The following is a 17972-nucleotide window of genomic DNA, read 5'->3' on the forward strand; positions in this document are numbered from 1 at the left end:
ATGCTTTTCCAGTTCCTCACTTCCGGCCCTGGAGCAGAGGCCGGATACCCATTCTGTTCGTTATCGGGCCACTATAGCCTATTTGCCGCGACGCTTCCTCAAGTGCGCGACAAGACCTTGCGTGGATGCGTCCTTGTCCGTTGGTTTTGCCTCTCCGGAGACGATCGGCAGAAGCTCGGTCGCCAGTTCCTTGCCGAGCTCGACACCCCATTGATCGAAGGCATTGATGCCGAAAAGCTGGGCCTCGACGAAAACGCGATGCTCGTAGAGCGCGATCAGGCGGCCCAGGGAGAAGGGATCGAGTTTGTCATAGACGATGGTGATCGATGGCCGGTTGCCTTTGAAGACGCGGTGCGGCGCAATGCGGTTCACCTCGGATTTCGCCAGCTTCTTTGCCGCGAGCTGCGTCTTGGCTTCTTCCAGCGTGCGGCCCTTCATCAGGGCTTCCGACTGGGCCAGACAATTGGCCAGCAGCATCTCATGCTGGTTGTCGAGATGTGGCTCGTGGCCCTTCGCCGCGACGATGAATTCAAGCGGGATCGTATCGGTTCCCTGATGCAGGAGCTGGAAGAAGGCATGCTGACCGTTGGTACCGGGTTCACCCCAGACCACCGGGCCGGTCGGACCGGAAACCGGCTTGCCGTCGATGGTGACGCCCTTGCCGTTCGATTCCATGTCGAGCTGCTGCAGGTAGGCCGGCAGGCGGGCCAGCCGTTGATCATATGGAATCACGGCGCGGCTGGTGTAACCGGAGATGGCGCGATGCCAGTAGCCGACCAGACCCAGCATCATCGGCAGGTTCTTGGAAAGCGCCGCCTTGCGGAAATGTTCGTCCATCGCATGGGCGCCATCGAGAAACCGGCCGAAGTTCTCGGGTCCGATCGCAATCATCAATGGCAGACCGATGGCCGACCAGATGGAATAGCGGCCGCCTACCCAGTCCCAGAAGCCGAAGATACGATCTTCCGGAATGCCGAAGGCGTCGACCTTGTCGAGCGCCGTGGAAACGGCGGCAAAGTGCTTGCCGACAGCCTTTTCACCCAGCGCATCGGCGATCCATTTGCGCGCGGCGCGGGCATTGGTCATGGTCTCGATGGTGGTGAAGGTTTTCGACGCGATGATGATCAGCGTCGTCGCCGGATCGAGGTCTTTCAAGGTATCGGCGATGTGTGCCCCATCGACATTGGAGACGAAATGGGTCTTCGGCCCGTCATGATAGGGTGACAGGGCGAGCGTTGCCATGGCCGGCCCGAGATCGGAGCCGCCAATGCCGATATTGACCACATCGGTGATCGGCTTGTTCTTCGACCCCTTGATCGCGCCGGAGCGCAGGCCATCCGCATAGGCGCCCATGCGCTTCAGCACATCGTTGACGCCGGGCATGACATCCACGCCGTCAACCTTGATCGGCTTGTTGGAACGATTGCGCAGCGCCACGTGGAGCACGGCGCGGCCTTCAGTATTGTTGATTGGTTCGCCGGCAAACATCGCATCGCGCCGGGCTTCGACATGGGCTACTTTTGCCAGATCAGCAAGGAGGGAAAGCGTCTCGTCATTGACCAGGCACTTCGACCAGTCGAGGAGAAGATCATCGAGACTGAGGGAATAGCGGGAGAAGCGCTTGGGATCTTCCGTGAAGGTCGAGCGCATGTTTTTCGGCGCGCCGCTTTTGAAGTGTGCTTTCAATGCCTGAACGGAGCCACGCAGGTCGTTCGCTTTCACTGTCGCCATTTCTCTCTCCTGAAGTCACGCCTTGATCCTGACAGAGTGGAACCTGCCACCGGAATCATTTTGTTTCAATCGATTTAAAGCAGAATCTCTTCCGATTTAACATCAGGTAATCTGCGCCGCAAATCCGGGCGGAACTGCGGCGCGAAAGTTTACGAGCCCTTGATGGCTGTCAGAACGTCGTCATACGCCTTGCAGGCGTCTTTCAGATCGGTCTGGCCCTGATATTTGGTGGCCAGTTCCTGCATCTTGGCAACGATTCCCTGAGCCTTGGACGGGTCCTTGGTAATGACCTGCTGAACGGCAGCGGTGATTTCACCGGCCTTTTTGGTCAGCTCTTCCTGGGTGCAGGTGGGGGCTTTGGAACAGCCGACGAGAGCGACAGCCAGCAGCGAAATGCCGGCGACCATTTTCAATTTCATGTGCAGTCTCCCTTGATGAGATGAATGAAGTAGAAGAATAGTTGGGTCAGTACTTTGTGGCCGTCATCCCTGCGGAATCACAAAGTCTTAATCCTGTTATTACACCGCTCCTGTCCGGTCCAGCATCTTCATCGCCAGTATCATGATGTTTTGTGACAGGATTTAATACAGTGGCAGGAAGAACGAAGTTTTATAAATCATGGACAGATGAAGTCGTCTATCTTAGCTTTCTTCTTCCAGGGAGGCATTGAAACATGGATATGACCGGCGAAGAACGCATTGCAGCGCCCCGCGAAGCAGTCTGGAAGGCATTGAACGACACGGAGGTGTTGAAAGCCTGCATCCCCGGCTGCGAAAGCCTTGAGCGGATTTCCGATACGGAACTGGAAGCCACGGTCGGTGTCAAACTCGGCCCCGTCAAGGCGCGCTTCAACGGCAAGGTCGAATTGAGCAATCTCAATCCTCCGCTGTCCTACACGATCACGGGCGAGGGCAAGGGTGGTATTGCCGGTTTTGCTAGGGGTGGCGCCGATGTCACCCTGATCGAGGAAGGCGGCGAGACCGTGCTCACCTATACGGTCAATGCCGATGTCGGCGGCAAGATCGCCCAACTCGGCAGCCGCCTTATATCGTCCTCTGCCAAGAAACTCGCCACCCAGTTTTTCGAGAATCTCAATCAGGCCGCTGCCGGCACCTGACACGCCGGACAATTCGACAGGCCTGTCGCATTTTCCATAAGCCATGGCGGAATGACGTTTGGGTTTGCTACGATGAAGCCGGATATCCTGCCTGGATAAATAGATTGTGTTCAGGCTGGAATTCATGCGCGCGTTTGATTTCATCATTGTCGGATCAGGCTCTGCCGGATCGGTTGTCGCCGAGCGCTTGTCCGCCAGCGGACGCCATACGGTTCTAGTCCTGGAAGCGGGCGGGACGGACCGGCGGTTCTTCGTGCAGATGCCGCTCGGTTACGGCAAGACCTTCTACGACAAATCCGTCAACTGGATGTACAAGGCCGAAGCCGATCCGGGGCTTGGCGGCAATGCGGACTACTGGCCGCGCGGCAAGGTGCTGGGCGGGTCGAGTTCGATCAATGCCATGGTCTATATCCGCGGCGCGAGGGAGGATTTCGACGAATGGCGCGCACGCGGCAATCCCGGCTGGGGCTATGACGATGTACTGCCGGTGTTTCAGGCATTGGAAGACCATGACGGCCCCGCGAAAAGCCTTGGCCGCGGCGGACCACTGCATGTCACCGATTGCTCGCACCTGTTTCATCCGCTGGCCAATCAGATTCTGAAGGGCGCGCAGGAGGCCGGCCTGCACTACAATCCCGATTTCAATGGCGCCACGCAGGAAGGCACGGGGCCATTTCAGCTGACCACGAAAGGCGGGCGGCGCATGTCCGCCGCCAGGGCTTTTCTGCGCCCGGCGATGAAACGCCCCAATGTCACGGTTCTGACCGGCGCGATGGTGCAGCGGATTGTTTTTGAGGGCAAACGGGCTACCGGTGTTGCGTTCACCCGCAACGGCCGGACCGAGACGGTCAGGGCCGGGCGCGAAGTGATCCTGTGCGGCGGCTCCGTCAATACACCGCAACTGCTCGAACTTTCGGGCATTGGTGACGCGGCGCGCCTGGCGCAATTCGGCATTCCGCTTGTGCACGCCAACAGCCAGGTTGGGGAAAACCTGCAGGACCATCTCGGCATCAATTATACCTACCGGGCCAACGTGGCCTCGCTCAACCAGGTGCTGCGTCCGTGGTGGGGAAAACTGCGCGTCGGCATCGAATATCTGCTGCTGCGGACGGGGCCCCTGTCGATCAGCATGAATCAGGGCGGAGGCTTCTTTCGTACCGATCCGTCGCGGCAGCGCCCGAACATGCAGCTGTATTTTCAGGCCTTTTCGACCGTGCGGCCGAGGGAAGGCGAGCGCCCGATCCTGACCCCCGATCCGTGGCCGGGCTTTTCCATCGGCCTGTCCAATTGCCGTCCGACCAGCGTCGGGTCCATCCATATCCGCTCCGGCAATCCGCTCGACGCACCGACCATCGCGCCGAACGCTTTCTCCACCGGGCATGATGTTGCCGAGATGCTGGATGCGGTGAAATTCCTGCGGAAAATCGCAGCGACGCCAACCCTGTCGAAGCTGATCGTCGAGGAATTGCTGCCCGGTCCGCAGTGCCGGAGCGACGAGAATCTCATTGCCGATTTCCGCCGGCGCAGCGGCACGGTCTATCACCCGGTTTCGACCTGCCGCATGGGCCCGGACCCGGCGGTATCGGTGGTCGACGCGCGTTTGCGGGTGCACGGCGTCGAAGGGCTGCGTGTGATCGACTGCTCGATCTTTCCCAATATCATTTCCGGCAATACCAATGCCGCCGCCATGATGGTCGGGGCAAAAGGCGCAAGCCTTGTTCTCAATGATCTGATCTAGTTTTTCCCCGCGGCGCTTGCCAGATTTGCGTGGATATCCAGCCGTGCAAACGAAACGAATATGATTCAGTTTCATATTTCTTGACCGTTTGATAAAAAATTTGACCTTTTGTGAAAATCTGGCATTCTTTCCATCAACAGGTGCCGGACAAACCGGCCCATCACCAAATTGCGGCACGCCCAAAGGGAACGGGATGCTGCAGTTTCAGAAATGGAGAGGCGATTTCATGGGATCGATCGATTCTGGAATCCGTGATGTGAGGGCCGGGCGGCTTGAGTCCGATGCCTACACCGATGTTTTTTCCGATCTGCACCCGGCATTGACGCGGCATGAAGCCTTCGTCGAATCCGACCGCTGCTACTTCTGCTACGATGCGCCCTGCATGAATGCCTGCCCGACGGGCATCGATATTCCGCTGTTCATCCGCCAGATCGCCGCCGACAATCCCACCGGTTCTGCCAAGACGATTCTGGCGGAAAACATTCTCGGCGGCATGTGTGCCCGCGTCTGCCCGACCGAAACCCTGTGCGAACAGGCCTGCGTGCGTGAGACCGCCGAGGGCAAGCCGGTGAAAATCGGCCTTCTGCAGCGCTACGCCACTGACCATCTGATGGAAAAGGGCCAGCACCCCTTCAAGCGCGCCGAGCCGACAGGCAAGAGCGTTGCCGTGGTCGGCGCGGGTCCGGCCGGCTTGTCCGCCGCGCACCGTCTGGCCAAGCACGGCCACAACGTGACGATTTTCGAAGCCAGGCCGAAAGCCGGCGGCCTCAATGAATATGGCATTGCCGCCTATAAGAGCGTCGACAATTTTGCCCAGAAGGAACTCGATTTCATTCTGGAAATCGGCGGGATCACCATCGAGAACGACAAGGCGCTTGGCCGGGACATCAGCATCGATGCGCTGAAAGCCGGTTTTGATGCGGTTTTCCTCGGCATGGGATTGCCGGGTGTGAACGAGCTTGGCCTCGAAGGCGAGGATGCCGCCGGCTGCATCGATGCCGTCGACTACATCTCCGTATTGCGCCAGAGCGAAGACCTGTCGCAGATCGCCGTCGGGCGCGACGTCGTCGTCATCGGCGGCGGCATGACAGCCATCGACGTGGCCGTGCAGACCAAGCTGCTGGGCGCCGAGAACGTCATCATCGCCTATCGGCGCGGGCCGGAAAGCATGAACGCCAGCCCCTATGAGCAGGAACTGGCGCTGAAAACCGGGGTGATCATCCGCCATTGGTTGCAGCCGCGGGCGCTTACCCGCAACGCATCCGGTGAAGTCTGCGGCATCACACTGGACTATACCGCCATGGCCGACGGCAGGCTTGCCGTCACCGGCGAAAGCATCACCCTTGCCAGCGACCAGATTTTCAAGGCCATCGGCCAGACGCCGGCGGAGAGCATCTTCACCGAAGCCGGGCTTGCCCTATCGAAGGGACGTATCAGCGTCGACGACGACCGCCGCACCTCGATCCCCGGCATATGGGCTGGCGGCGATTGCATTGCTGGTGGTCAGGACCTGACCGTGGCCGCGGTGCAGGACGGCAAGCTTGCCGCTGAATCCATCCACCGGGCGCTGACGCAGCAGCCGGAGAAAGTCAGCGGCTTTGTCGAAGCCGTCATGGCGGAAAATCCGGACGGCGCATCGGCACCGGCGCAGCACCCCACCCATCCAAGCCACATCGCTGGCTGAAGGAGATCGACATGGCTGATCTTTCATCGAATTTCCTCGGCATCAAATCCCCCAACCCCTTCTGGCTGGCCTCCGCGCCGCCGACAGACAAGGCCTACAATGTCGAGCGCGCCTTCAAGGCGGGCTGGGGCGGCGTTGTGTGGAAGACACTGGGCGAAGAGGGCCCGCCCGTCGTCAACGTCAACGGTCCGCGCTACGGCGCGATCCACGGCCCGGACCGGCGCTTGCTCGGCCTGAACAATATCGAGCTCATCACCGACCGTCCGCTGGAAGTGAACCTGCGTGAAATGACCGAGGTGAAGAAGAAGTGGCCGGACCGGGCGCTGATCGCCTCCATCATGGTGCCCTGCGAGGAGAACGCCTGGAAAGCCATCCTGCCGCTGGTCGAGGCTACCGGTGCGGATGGCATCGAGCTCAACTTCGGCTGCCCGCACGGCATGTCGGAACGCGGCATGGGCGCGGCGGTCGGCCAGGTGCCGGAATATATCGAGATGGTGGTGCGCTGGTGCAAGCAATATACGCGCATGCCCGTCATCACCAAGCTGACGCCGAATATCACCGATATCCGCAAACCGGCACGGGCGGCAAAATCCGGCGGTACCGATGCCGTGTCGCTGATCAACACGATCAACTCCATCGTCTCGGTCGATCTCGATACCTTTGCGCCCAATCCCTCGATTGACGGGCGCGGATCGCACGGCGGTTATTGCGGCCCAGCCGTCAAGCCCATTGCGCTCAACATGGTTGCGGAAATTGCCCGCGATGCGGAGACGCGTGGCCTGCCGATCTCCGGCATCGGCGGCATCACGACATGGCGCGATGCGGCGGAATTCATCGCGCTCGGTTGCGGCAATGTGCAGGTGTGCACGGCGGCCATGACCTATGGCTTCAAGGTCGTGCAGGAAATGATCGACGGGCTCTCCGACTGGATGGACTCCCGCGGCTTCGCTTCCATCGAGGACTTCCGCGGCATGGCCGTGCCGAACGTCTCCGACTGGCAGTACCTCAATCTCAACTACATCACCAAGGCGCAGATCGACCAGGACCTGTGCATCAAATGCGGCCGCTGCCACATTGCCTGCGAGGACACGTCGCACCAGGCCATCACGGCGATGGTGGACGGCGCCCGGCATTTCGAGGTGATCGACGAGGAATGCGTCGGCTGCAACCTCTGCGTCAATGTCTGCCCTGTCGACAACTGCATCACCATGGTGCCGATGACCTCGGGGGTCGACCCGCGCACCAAGCTGCCGATCCAGCCGGACTACGCCAACTGGACCACCCATCCCAACAATCCGATGGCCAAGGCCGCTGCCGAATAACATTCAAAAACCCGCCGTTAAGGCGGGTTTTTTTGTCAGACCATTATCCTTTCATATAATCGTACACGACTTCCCCGAGCCCGAGGGTCAGATCGGCAATGAAATGCGTTCCCGACAAGACCTCCAGCACGGGCAGGCCCGCAACATTGGCCATGACGTGCGCATGAAGTTCGAGCGCTGCCGGTGCCGTCCAGGCACCCTTCAGATCGATATCCTGCAGGTGATACTCGACCAGTTCGCAGATGCGCGGGGTACCGTCCACATGCGGAATGATCTTGATGAGGTAATTCGGCAGCAGCATTGATTTCAATACGGCCGCATGATCGGCTGGCTTGTGCTTGTAGCCCATGGTGCCCGTCGCACAAAGCACACTGCCGTAATGCAGCGTGCCGAGGATGGTTTCTCCCTCATGGGAGATTTTCGGCTTGGCGAGTTTCTTGGGAAAGCCCCAGATCTCACGCCCGCCGGCAATCGGCGCATCATCATCGAGATACATGGAATGGACGTAGACGCCCTCCTTGCCGTTGAACCGCACCGGGATGACCTGACCGGATTCTGTGTAATCGCCAAAGCCGGTCGAATCCGGCATGCGGATGAACTCGAATTTGACAATGGGTTCGGCGATCTCAAGCGGTTCCGGTACCACCGCGCGCAGTGCTTCCGGATCGGTGCGATAGGTGATGACCACAAATTCGCGGTTGATGAAACGGTATGGACCCGGCGGATAGGACGGGTTGGTGAGCGGCATGGCGTAGGCGGAACGAACATCGGATATTTTCACGGGGGCATCTCCGGATGTCAGGGAAACTGGCTTTGATGCAAGTCAGGCGCGGCAACGGATATTGCGACGCAGCGGAACAATAGTGCAATGCACAATCCGCGTCTGTCAATTTCGTGTGAGGCAGGCGTTTTGCATCAACATCGTGCGTGGTTCGACAAGCTCACCATGAGGGATGGAAGCGGATGGCAGGGAGCTATATCCACTGCATTTCCGATTGGCCCTGCAGTCGACAACTTCCCTCATGGTGAGCTTGTCGAACCAGGCACAATCTACCTGCAATGGACCAATCCCCTCACCCGCGCGGGCGGATGCCATTGAGAATGATACTCAACACCGCCTGCGCCGTCTGCTCGCGGAAACCGGGGCGGCCAACCTGATTGCCCATGATGGCACGGACCTGCACATCGAAATCCGCATAGTGCTGCGTGGTCGCCCAGATCATGAAAATCAGGTGATAGGGATCGACCGGCGCGAGCTTGCCCTCGCCGACCCAGCGGCGGATCACCGCCGCCTTGTCGTCGACCAGCGGCTTCAGGTGCTTGCTCAGGAATTCGCTGATCGCCGGTGCGCCGTGCAATACTTCGTTGGCAAACAGCCGCGATGCCTCCGGGTGGCTCTCCGACATGCGGATTTTCAGGGTTATGTATTTGCGCAACTGCTCGATCGGGTCACCCTCGGGATCGATTTCCGCCAATGGCGCCAGCCATTCCGCCAGCGTCTCTTCGAGCAGCGTCACATAGATGTTCTGCTTGCGCGGAAAATAGTAGAGCAGGTTCGGCTTCGACATCCCCGCCTTGTCGGCAATCTGGTCGATGGTGGTGCCGCGAAAGCCATAGGCGGAGAAAACATCGAGAGCGGCATCGAGAATGAGACGGCGATTGATTTCCTGGATGCGCGTCGTCTTTTCCGGCACATCGCTCGTCTTTTTCTTCGCTGCCCTCGCCATGCCACTCATCCCTTTTTGTTATCCGGCGCGACGGGCCGTTTCGTCGCATCCCGGAACCGCTTTTATTCCCCATAAAGCGCTTGACCGGCTTCCTATGCTCTTCTAGCCTGCATTTTGACCAACTAGTCAAGTTTTTGATTGCACCACAGGTTCAATCATTCGGGAACACAAAACAAGCGGCAATGTCCGCAAACAGGAGGCGTACGTCACATGTCGAAATCGGCATTGGGATTGGGCACCAATAATCTCGACGCGTTCTGGATGCCGTTTTCGGCAAACAGGCAGTTCAAGCAAAATCCCCGTCTTCTGGTCAGCGCCAAGGACATGCATTTCAAGTCCGCCGACGGCCGCGAAATTCTCGACGGAACCGCCGGTCTGTGGTGCTGCAACGCCGGTCATTCCCGCCCGAAAATCGTCGAGGCGGTACAGAAGCAGGTTGCCGAACTCGACTACGCGCCCGCCTTCCAGATGGGCCATCCCAAGGTCTTCGAGCTGGCGGCGCGGCTTGCGGCCATGCTGCCGTCCCCCATCGATCATGTTTTTTTCACCAATTCCGGTTCGGAATCGGTCGACACGGCGCTCAAGATCGCCCTCGCCTATCACCGCGCCAAGGGCAACGGCACCAAGACCAAGCTGATCGGCCGGGAGCGCGGCTACCACGGCGTCGGTTTCGGCGGCATTTCAGTCGGCGGCATTTCCGGCAACCGCAAGACATTCGGCAACGCGCTCGGCGGCGTCGACCACATCCGCCATACCCACGATCTCGCACGCAATGCCTTCACGCGCGGCGAGCCCGAATATGGCGTCGAATTTGCCGATGACCTGGAAAAGGTGATCGCCCTGCACGATGCTTCCAACATCGCCGCCGTGATCGTCGAACCGGTGGCCGGATCGACCGGTGTGCTCATCCCGCCGAAGGGATACCTGCAGCGCCTGCGCGAGATTTGCACGAAGAACGATATCCTGCTGATCTTCGACGAAGTCATCACCGGCTTCGGCCGTCTCGGCACCCCCTTCGCCGTGGATTATTTCGGCGTGGTTCCCGATCTCATCACCACCGCCAAGGGCATCACCAGCGGCGTGATCCCGATGGGCGCGGTGTTTGCATCCAAGCAGATCTACGATGCGTTCATGACCGGCCCGGAAAACATGATCGAACTCTTCCATGGCTACACCTATTCCGGCCACCCCATTGCCTGCGCGGCAGCGCTTGCAACGCTGGATACCTATGAGGAAGAAGGCCTGCTTACCCGGGCGGCGGAGCTTTCCGATTACTGGGCCGATGCGTTGCATGCCCTGAAGGGCCTGCCGCATGTCATCGACATCCGCAACCTCGGCCTGATCGGCGCCATCGAGCTGGAACCCATACCAGGCGCACCGACCAAGCGCGCCTTCCAGGCATTCCTCGATGCCTATGAAAAGGGTGTCCTTATCCGCACCACGGGCGATATCATTGCGCTGTCGCCACCCCTGATCATCACCAAAGGCCAGATCGAGCATCTCTTCGATACGCTGGCCGACGTCCTGAAAAACCTGGCATAGTTGAAAGGCTCTCACATGGCGCTCACTGGAAATCTCAGGATCAACGGCGACCGTCTCTGGGACAGCCTGATGGACATGGCAAAGATCGGACCGGGACTGCGCGGCGGCAACAACCGCCAGACCCTGACCGACGAGGACGCCGAAGGCAGGCGCCTGTTCCAGAGCTGGTGCGAAAAGGCTGGGCTGACCATGGGTGTCGATACCATGGGCAACATGTTCTTCCGCCGCGAAGGCACCGACCCGGATGCGCTGCCCGTCTATGTCGGGAGCCATCTCGACACCCAGCCGACCGGCGGCAAATATGACGGCGTGCTCGGTGTCCTCGGCGGGCTCGAACTTGTCCGCACCCTCAACGACCTCAATATCAAGACCAAGCACCCGATTGTCGTGGTCAACTGGACCAATGAGGAAGGCACGCGCTTTGCCCCCGCCATGCTGGCATCGGGCGTCTTTGCCGGTATCCACACGCAAGACTGGGCCTACGCGCGCGAAGACGCCAAGGGCAAGACGTTCGGCGACGAGTTGGAGCGCATCGGCTGGAAGGGTGACGAGGAGGTGGGCGCGCGCAAGATGCACGCGCTGTTCGAACTGCATATCGAGCAGGGCCCGGTCCTCGAAATCGAAGGCAAGGATATCGGCGTCGTCACCCATGGCCAGGGCCTGTGGTGGCTGCAGATCACACTGACCGGCAAGGACAGCCATACAGGCTCAACACCGATGCCGATGCGCCGGAATGCCGGGCTGGGCATGGCCCGCATCACCGAACTCGTCCACACCATCGCCATGGCGCACCAGCCCAGCGCGGTCGGCGCTATCGGCCATTGCGATGTCTATCCGAACTCCCGCAATGTCATTCCCGGCAAGGTGGTCTTCACCGTCGATTTCCGCTCGCCCGACCTTGCTACACTCAATGCGATGAAGGCGGAGCTCGAGGAGAAGGCGCCGAAGATTGCCAAAGAGCTCGGGCTGGAAATCAAGATCGAGGAAGCCGGACATTTCGATCCCGTCACTTTCGACGAAGGCTGCGTGACCGCCGTGCGCAATGCGGCCGAGCGGCTGGGTTACAGCCACCGCAACATCATTTCCGGCGCGGGGCACGATGCCTGCTGGGTCAACCGGGTTGCGCCAACGGCCATGGTCATGTGTCCCTGCGTCGACGGGCTCAGCCACAATGAAGATGAAGAGATTTCCAAGGAATGGGCGGCCGCCGGCGCGGACGTCCTCCTGCATGCTGTTCTGGAAACGGCCGTGATCCAGACCTGACCGGATACCATTTCCATACAGAGCAACATGTTCGACAAAAGACCAATAAGGGGAACGGACACATGGCTACGAAAGTGATCAAAGGCGGGACCATCATTGCCGCCGACCGCACCTACAAGGCGGATGTGCTGATCGAGGGCGACATCATTGCCCAGATCGGTACGGATCTTTCCGGCGATGAGATTATCGATGCGACGGGCTGCTATCTGATGCCGGGCGGCATCGATCCGCATACCCATCTCGAAATGCCCTTCATGGGCACCCACTCTTCCGATGATTTCGACACAGGCACCGCCGCGGCGCTGGCGGGCGGCACCACCATGGTGGTCGATTTCGTCCTGCCCGGCGCCGATGGCCTGCTGGCAGCCTTGCAGGACTGGTTCCAGAAAGCAGGCAAGGCACGTACCGACTATTCCTTCCACATGGCCATCACCGGCTGGAACAAGCAGATCTTTGACGAGATGCCGAAGGTGGTGGAACGCGGCATCAACACGTTCAAGCACTTCATGGCTTATAAAGGCGCGCTGATGGTGGACGATGACGAGATGTTCGCCTCGTTCACGCGCTGTGCCGAGATCGGCGCCATGCCGCTGGTCCACGCCGAGAATGGCGACGTGGTTGCCCATCTCCAGCAGAAGCTCCTGGCAGAAGGCAACAATGGGCCGGAAGCCCATGGCTATTCCCGGCCGCCGGAGGTCGAGGGGGAAGCGGCCAACCGCGCCATCATGATCGCCGACCAGGCCGGCGTGCCGCTCTACATCGTGCACGTGTCCTGCGAGCAGGCGCATGAAGCCATCCGCCGGGCCCGCCAGAAGGGCATGCGCGTCTATGGCGAGCCGCTGGTGCAGCATCTGACGCTCGACGAGAGCGAGTACAAGAACAAGGATTGGGACTATGCGGCGCGCCGGGTGATGTCGCCGCCCTTCCGCGACAAGAGCCATCAGGACGGCCTGTGGGCCGGTCTCGCCTCCGGCAGCCTGCAAGTGGTGGCGACCGATCACTGCGCCTTCACCACGGAGCAGAAGCGTTTTGGCGTCGGCGATTTCACCAAGATTCCCAACGGCACCGGCGGCCTCGAGGACCGCATGCCCGTGCTGTGGACCAGAGGCGTTCGCACCGGCCGCCTGACGCCGAACGAATTCGTGGCCGTGACCTCCACCAACATTGCCCGGATCCTCAACATCTATCCGCGCAAGGGCGCCATCCTGCCGGGCTCCGATGCGGATATCGTCATCTGGGACCCCGAGGCATCGAAGGTGATTTCCACCAAGACACAGAAATCCGCCATCGACTACAACGTGTTCGAAGGGATCGAGGTCACCGGCCTGCCGCGCATCACCCTGTCACGCGGACAGATCGCCTACAAGGACGGCGAAGTGCTGGCGCCGACCGGCAGCGGCCGCTTTGTCGAACGCGAGGCCAATGCGCCGGCCAATCGTGCACTTTCCACGTGGAAGGAACTCACGGCACCGCGTAAGGTGGAGCGCGATCCGAAAAACATACCGGCGGGTGTCTGATGACAGTCGTCGCGCTCCGACCCAAGGCCCAGTCAATGCCAAACGCGACGCCAAAGAATGTGATCGACGTCAAGGACCTGTCCCTGGTCTTTCAGACCAATGACGGGCCGGTCAATGCCCTGTCGAACATCAACCTTGCGGTCAATGGCGGCGAGTTCGTTTCCTTCATCGGGCCTTCAGGCTGCGGCAAGACCACCCTCCTGCGGGTGATCGCCGATCTGGAGCAGCCGACGTCAGGAACCATTTCCGTCAATGGCATGACGCCATCCGAAGCGCGGCAGAATCGCGCCTATGGCTATGTGTTCCAGGCGGCGGCGCTTTATCCATGGCGCACCATCGGCGGCAATATTTCCCTGCCGCTGGAAGTGATGGGCGTGCCAAAAGCCGAACGGGCGAGCCGCATCGCCAAAAACCTTGAGCTGGTCAACCTTTCCGGTTTCGAGAAAAAATTTCCGTGGCAGCTGTCGGGCGGCATGCAGCAGCGCGCCTCCATAGCGCGGGCGCTGTCCTTCGATCCCGACATGCTGCTGATGGACGAACCGTTCGGTGCGCTGGACGAGATCGTCCGCGACCACCTCAACGAAGAGCTGCTGAAGCTGTGGGCGAAGACACAGAAAACAGTGATCTTCGTCACGCACTCCATTCCGGAAGCGGTGTTCCTGTCGACAAAGATCGTGGTGATGAGCCCGCGTCCCGGCCGCATCCATGAGATCATCGACTGCAATCTCGGCACGGAACGCACGCTCGATATCCGCGAAACACCGGAATTTCTCGAGATTGCCCACCGGGTGCGCGAGGGCCTGCGCCATGGCCATTCCTATGATGAATAGCCGGTGCGCATGATGACCACGATCCGCGCCGCCAAACTGCGTGACATGTGCGACTGCGCGGCTATCGTCAATGCGTGGATCGACGTGACGGAATGGATGCCGCGCATTCATTCGGCGGACGATGTCACGGACTATTATTGCGATACCGTCTTTTCCAGATACGAAGTCTTTGTCGCCGATGACCATGACGCGGTGGCCGGCATGGTTGCGCTCGCGCCTGACAACATGGTCAATGCACTCTACGTGCATGCCGACCGGCGCGGCAGGGGCATCGGCAAGGCACTGCTGGATCACGCCAAGCGGCAGGCCACGGGACCGGTGGAGCTCTGGACCTTTGTGGCGAATACCGGTGCCCAGTCCTTCTACAGGCGCGAAGGCTTCACCGAAGTGCGCCGCACCGATGGCGACAATGAGGAACATTTGCCGGATATTCTGTATCGCTGGCAGCCTGAAGCGGGAATGCATTCATGAACTTCATCCGCAACAGCGTTATTCCCGTTGGAACCGTTCTCCTCGCCATTCTGGCGCTGTGGTATGCCTTCGCCATTGTCCTCAATGCACCGTTCGAGCGGGACCAGGCGGCACGCGCCAATACAACGATCTCCACTGGCCAACTGATCGCCAACACGATGGCGCAGGAGCGCCCTGTTCTACCCGCGCCGCATCAGGTGGCCGAGGAAATCCGCAAGACCGTGTTCGATATCAGCCCGACATCGAAACGCAGTCTTGTTTATCATGGCGGTGTCACCCTGTCCTCGACCTTGCTGGGTTTCGGGCTTGGCACGCTGCTCGGCATCCTGCTGGCCATTGCCATTGTCCATTCGCGCACGCTCGATAAAAGCCTGATGCCGTGGATCATCACGTCGCAGACCGTGCCCATCCTTGCCATCGCGCCGATGATCATCGTGGTTCTCAACGCGGTCAATATCACCGGGCTCCTGCCCAAGGCGATGATCTCCACGTATCTGTCGTTCTTTCCTGTTGCCGTCGGCATGGTCAAGGGCCTGCGCTCACCCGAGATCATGCATCTCGACCTGATGCACACCTATAACGCCTCGAAGGCGCAGGTGTTCTGGAAGCTGCGCTGGCCGGCGTCCATGCCCTACCTCTTCACCTCGATGAAGATTGCCGTCGCCATCAGCCTGGTTGGTGCCATTGTCGGTGAACTGCCGACCGGTGCGGTCGCGGGCATCGGTGCGCGGCTGCTGGCCGGTTCCTATTACGGCCAGACGGTGCAGATCTGGGCCGCATTGATCGCGGCGGCGCTGATGGCGGCCATTCTGGTCAGCCTGATCGGACTGGTGGCCACGCTCGTCAACCGGCGCATGGGAGTACGGCCATGAGACTGTCCCGCTCCCCGCTGGCCATTGCCGCCTTCCTGCTTGCCGTTCCCGGATTGCTGATATCGTCCGGCGGTGACGTTCTCGACACCCTCAGCTATTCGACCCCGGTCATCCTGTTCGTTGCCGCTGCCGTTGCCATGTTCACGAGCGTATCGATACCATCGCTGATCGTCGTTCTCGCGCTTGTCCATGTGGTCGCCTTCTGCCTCATCGGACTGCTCCACGCCATGCCGCAGCCGCCGGGACCGTCGATCGGCTACTGGTGCATGGTGACCTCATCCTGGCTGCTTGCGTGGTTCAGCGTGCAGAATCTGGCCAGCCTGAAACTCACTTCGCCGCAGGCCCAGCGGCTGGTTAATCTCGCCCTGCCGGTGCTGTTCGGCGCGTGGCTGCTGATCCTGTGGGAAATCATTGTCCGCGGCTTTGGCGTACCGAGCATTCTGCTGCCGCCGCCATCCATGATCGCCGAGCGCATTTCCAGTTCCGTGCCGACGCTCTGGGCGGATTTTCAGCAGACCTATCTGAAGGCCGCCATTGCCGGTTACGTCATCGGTTGCGGTTCGGGTTTCCTCGCCGCCATCATTGTCGACCGGGTGCCTTTCCTGCGCCGGGGACTGCTGCCCATCGGCAATCTTGTGGCCGCCCTTCCCGTTGTCGGCATCGCGCCGATCATGGTCATGTGGTTCGGTTCCTACTGGGAATCGAAGGCCGCCGTGGTCGTCATCATGACCTTCTTTCCCATGCTGGTGAATACCGTGGCCGGACTTGCCGCATCCGGCGCGATGGAACGCGACCTCATGCAGACCTATGGCTCCAGCTACGGACAGACTCTTGTGAAGCTGCGCCTGCCCGCCGCCATGCCCTTCATCTTCAACGCACTGAAGATCAATTCGACGCTGGCCCTCATCGGCGCCATCGTTGCCGAATTCTTCGGCTCGCCCATTGTCGGCATGGGCTTCCGCATCTCGGCGGAAGTCGGCCGCATGAATGTCGATATGGTGTGGGCGGAAATTTTTGTCGCGGCGCTTGCGGGCTCGCTGTCTTACGGGCTTATTACCCTCATCGAGCGGGCGGTTACTTTCTGGCACCCTTCCTACAGAACTTAAAAAACAAGAACAGAGGAGAACTGAAACATGAAGAAGACGATAGCATTGACGATGGGTCTGGCGATGACGCTGATGGCGGGCTCGGCGCTGGCGGCCGACAAGCTGACCCTGCAGCTCAAATGGGTCACGCAAGGCCAGTTCGCCGGCTATTATGTCGCCAAGGACAAGGGTTTCTACAAGGAGGCCAATCTCGACGTGGAAATCAAGCCGGGCGGACCTGACGTTGCCCCGCCGCAGGTGATCGCCGGCGGCGGCGCCGATGTGGTCGTCGACTGGATGCCGTCGGCCCTCGCCACGCGCGAAAAGGGCCTGCCGCTCGTCAACATCGCCCAGCCGTTCAAGCGCTCCGGCATGATGCTGACCTGCCGCAAGGAGACCGGCATCACCAAGCCGCAGGATTTCAAGGGCAAGACCCTCGGCGTCTGGTTCGGCGGCAATGAATATCCGTTCCTGTCGTGGATGAACCACCTCGGCCTCAAGACCGATGGCGGCCCGAATGGCGTCACCGTCCTCAAGCAGGGCTTCAATGTCGATCCGCTGATCCAGAAGCAGGCGGACTGCATCTCGACCATGACCTACAATGAATATTGGCAGGTGATCGATGCCGGCATTCCGGCCGATCAGCTGGTCACGTTCAAGTATGAGGACGAGAAGGTCGCCACGCTCGAAGACGGTCTTTACGTGCTGCAGAAGAGCCTCGATGACCCGAAGATGGTGGAAAAGCTTGCCCGCTTCGTCAAGGCGTCCATGAAGGGCTGGGACTATGCCCGCCAGCATCCGGATGAAGCGGCCAACATCGTGCTTGAAAACGATGCGAGCGGCGCGCAGACCGAAAAGCACCAGAAGCGCATGGTGGCTGAGATCAACAAGCTGACTGAGGGCTCCACCGGCGTTCTCGATGTGGCAGCGGCCGAGCGCACCGTGGAGACACTCCTCGGCGGCGGCTCCGATCCGGTCATCACCAAGAAGCCGGAAGGCGCTTGGACAACGAAGGTCACGGACGCCGCGAAATAACGATTCGCAGCCGGAATGAACAAGGCGGGGAGCAATCC

General features: G+C 60.2%; 16 protein-coding genes. 12 read left to right on the forward strand and 4 right to left on the reverse strand.

Going from position 1 to position 17972, the window contains the following annotated elements; genetic code table 11:
• Nucleotides 1-78 precede the first annotated feature (78 nt).
• Both pgi and AC1Q5O_RS11720 read right to left on the reverse strand, forming a co-directional pair.
• Nucleotides 79-1707, reverse strand: a complete 1629-nt coding sequence (gene pgi, locus AC1Q5O_RS11715; protein ID WP_492563919.1) for a glucose-6-phosphate isomerase — start codon at nt 1705-1707, stop codon at nt 79-81.
• 173 nt (nt 1708-1880) lie between these two features.
• The gene (locus AC1Q5O_RS11720) at nt 1881-2150 is read right to left on the reverse strand and encodes a hypothetical protein (RefSeq protein ID WP_223614085.1); all 270 of its coding nucleotides are present in this window, start codon (nt 2148-2150) and stop codon (nt 1881-1883) included.
• Nucleotides 2151-2404: 254 nt separating this feature from the next.
• On the opposite strand from AC1Q5O_RS11720, the gene AC1Q5O_RS11725 reads away from it, so the two are divergent.
• The 4 genes from AC1Q5O_RS11725 (at nt 2405) to preA (ending at nt 7592) form a co-directional block, all read left to right on the forward strand.
• A complete protein-coding gene (locus tag AC1Q5O_RS11725; protein ID WP_472462050.1) occupies nt 2405-2848 on the forward strand; it encodes an SRPBCC family protein in 444 nt (147 codons plus the stop codon).
• 124 nt (nt 2849-2972) lie between these two features.
• Nucleotides 2973-4586 (forward strand): GMC family oxidoreductase, encoded by a 1614-nt coding sequence (locus AC1Q5O_RS11730; protein WP_492563207.1) that lies wholly within the window; start codon nt 2973-2975, stop codon nt 4584-4586.
• 226 nt (nt 4587-4812) lie between these two features.
• Nucleotides 4813-6270: an NAD(P)-dependent oxidoreductase gene (locus AC1Q5O_RS11735; protein WP_492563209.1), complete on the forward strand. Its 1458-nt coding sequence runs from the start codon at nt 4813-4815 to the stop codon at nt 6268-6270.
• A gap of 11 nt (nt 6271-6281) precedes the next feature.
• Nucleotides 6282-7592 carry an NAD-dependent dihydropyrimidine dehydrogenase subunit PreA gene (preA, locus tag AC1Q5O_RS11740; RefSeq protein ID WP_346305259.1) on the forward strand — a complete coding sequence of 437 codons (1311 nt, stop codon included), beginning with the start codon at nt 6282-6284 and terminating at the stop codon, nt 7590-7592.
• Nucleotides 7593-7635: 43 nt separating this feature from the next.
• Here the strand turns inward: preA and AC1Q5O_RS11745 are convergent, their stop codons facing one another.
• Together AC1Q5O_RS11745 and rutR are read right to left on the reverse strand one after the other, a co-directional pair.
• Nucleotides 7636-8373 carry an acetoacetate decarboxylase gene (locus AC1Q5O_RS11745; protein ID WP_492563212.1) on the reverse strand — a complete coding sequence of 246 codons (738 nt, stop codon included), beginning with the start codon at nt 8371-8373 and terminating at the stop codon, nt 7636-7638.
• Between the two features lie 292 nt (nt 8374-8665).
• Complete coding sequence (gene rutR / locus AC1Q5O_RS11750; protein WP_223614079.1) at nt 8666-9319, reverse strand: HTH-type transcriptional regulator RutR; 654 nt, start codon at nt 9317-9319, stop codon at nt 8666-8668.
• A gap of 210 nt (nt 9320-9529) precedes the next feature.
• On the opposite strand from rutR, the gene aptA reads away from it, so the two are divergent.
• From aptA to AC1Q5O_RS11790, 8 genes are all read left to right on the forward strand, one after another.
• Entirely contained in the window at nt 9530-10861 is a 1332-nt protein-coding gene (aptA, locus tag AC1Q5O_RS11755) for an omega-aminotransferase AptA (protein WP_492563215.1), read from the forward strand.
• Nucleotides 10862-10876: 15 nt separating this feature from the next.
• Entirely contained in the window at nt 10877-12124 is a 1248-nt protein-coding gene (locus AC1Q5O_RS11760; protein ID WP_492563217.1) for a Zn-dependent hydrolase, read from the forward strand.
• A 62-nt stretch (nt 12125-12186) separates the two neighbouring features.
• Nucleotides 12187-13641 carry a dihydropyrimidinase gene (gene hydA / locus AC1Q5O_RS11765; protein ID WP_492563219.1) on the forward strand — a complete coding sequence of 485 codons (1455 nt, stop codon included), beginning with the start codon at nt 12187-12189 and terminating at the stop codon, nt 13639-13641.
• Between the two features lie 35 nt (nt 13642-13676).
• Nucleotides 13677-14471 (forward strand): ABC transporter ATP-binding protein, encoded by a 795-nt coding sequence (locus AC1Q5O_RS11770; protein WP_492563920.1) that lies wholly within the window; start codon nt 13677-13679, stop codon nt 14469-14471.
• Nucleotides 14472-14480: 9 nt separating this feature from the next.
• A complete protein-coding gene (locus tag AC1Q5O_RS11775) occupies nt 14481-14942 on the forward strand; it encodes a GNAT family N-acetyltransferase (RefSeq protein WP_492563221.1) in 462 nt (153 codons plus the stop codon).
• Nucleotides 14939-15814 (forward strand): ABC transporter permease, encoded by an 876-nt coding sequence (locus AC1Q5O_RS11780; protein WP_492563222.1) that lies wholly within the window; start codon nt 14939-14941, stop codon nt 15812-15814. Before AC1Q5O_RS11775 ends, AC1Q5O_RS11780 begins: the two co-directional genes overlap by 4 nt.
• The gene (locus AC1Q5O_RS11785; RefSeq protein ID WP_492563224.1) at nt 15811-16920 is read left to right on the forward strand and encodes an ABC transporter permease; all 1110 of its coding nucleotides are present in this window, start codon (nt 15811-15813) and stop codon (nt 16918-16920) included. The genes AC1Q5O_RS11780 and AC1Q5O_RS11785 overlap by 4 nt, the downstream gene beginning before the upstream one ends.
• Nucleotides 16921-16947: 27 nt before the next feature.
• Nucleotides 16948-17934 (forward strand): ABC transporter substrate-binding protein, encoded by a 987-nt coding sequence (locus tag AC1Q5O_RS11790; RefSeq protein WP_223614071.1) that lies wholly within the window; start codon nt 16948-16950, stop codon nt 17932-17934.
• Nucleotides 17935-17972: the final 38 nt, after the last annotated feature.

The organism is Phyllobacterium sp. MT110 (assembly GCF_058792715.1).

What these genes read in the sequence shown, in the direction of transcription:
- aptA (WP_492563215.1), top strand. Translation starts at nt 9,530, where the DNA reads ATGTCGAAATCGGCATTGGGATTGGGCACCAATAATCTCGACGCGTTC.
- AC1Q5O_RS11775 (WP_492563221.1), top strand. Translation starts at nt 14,481, where the DNA reads ATGATGACCACGATCCGCGCCGCCAAACTGCGTGACATGTGCGACTGC.
- AC1Q5O_RS11785 (WP_492563224.1), top strand. Translation starts at nt 15,811, where the DNA reads ATGAGACTGTCCCGCTCCCCGCTGGCCATTGCCGCCTTCCTGCTTGCC.
- rutR (WP_223614079.1), bottom strand. Translation starts at nt 9,319, where the DNA reads ATGGCGAGGGCAGCGAAGAAAAAGACGAGCGATGTGCCGGAAAAGACG.
- AC1Q5O_RS11790 (WP_223614071.1), top strand. Translation starts at nt 16,948, where the DNA reads ATGAAGAAGACGATAGCATTGACGATGGGTCTGGCGATGACGCTGATG.
- AC1Q5O_RS11760 (WP_492563217.1), top strand. Translation starts at nt 10,877, where the DNA reads ATGGCGCTCACTGGAAATCTCAGGATCAACGGCGACCGTCTCTGGGAC.
- AC1Q5O_RS11725 (WP_472462050.1), top strand. Translation starts at nt 2,405, where the DNA reads ATGGATATGACCGGCGAAGAACGCATTGCAGCGCCCCGCGAAGCAGTC.
- preA (WP_346305259.1), top strand. Translation starts at nt 6,282, where the DNA reads ATGGCTGATCTTTCATCGAATTTCCTCGGCATCAAATCCCCCAACCCC.
- hydA (WP_492563219.1), top strand. Translation starts at nt 12,187, where the DNA reads ATGGCTACGAAAGTGATCAAAGGCGGGACCATCATTGCCGCCGACCGC.
- AC1Q5O_RS11780 (WP_492563222.1), top strand. Translation starts at nt 14,939, where the DNA reads ATGAACTTCATCCGCAACAGCGTTATTCCCGTTGGAACCGTTCTCCTC.
- AC1Q5O_RS11770 (WP_492563920.1), top strand. Translation starts at nt 13,677, where the DNA reads ATGCCAAACGCGACGCCAAAGAATGTGATCGACGTCAAGGACCTGTCC.
- AC1Q5O_RS11735 (WP_492563209.1), top strand. Translation starts at nt 4,813, where the DNA reads ATGGGATCGATCGATTCTGGAATCCGTGATGTGAGGGCCGGGCGGCTT.
- AC1Q5O_RS11730 (WP_492563207.1), top strand. Translation starts at nt 2,973, where the DNA reads ATGCGCGCGTTTGATTTCATCATTGTCGGATCAGGCTCTGCCGGATCG.
- AC1Q5O_RS11720 (WP_223614085.1), bottom strand. Translation starts at nt 2,150, where the DNA reads ATGAAATTGAAAATGGTCGCCGGCATTTCGCTGCTGGCTGTCGCTCTC.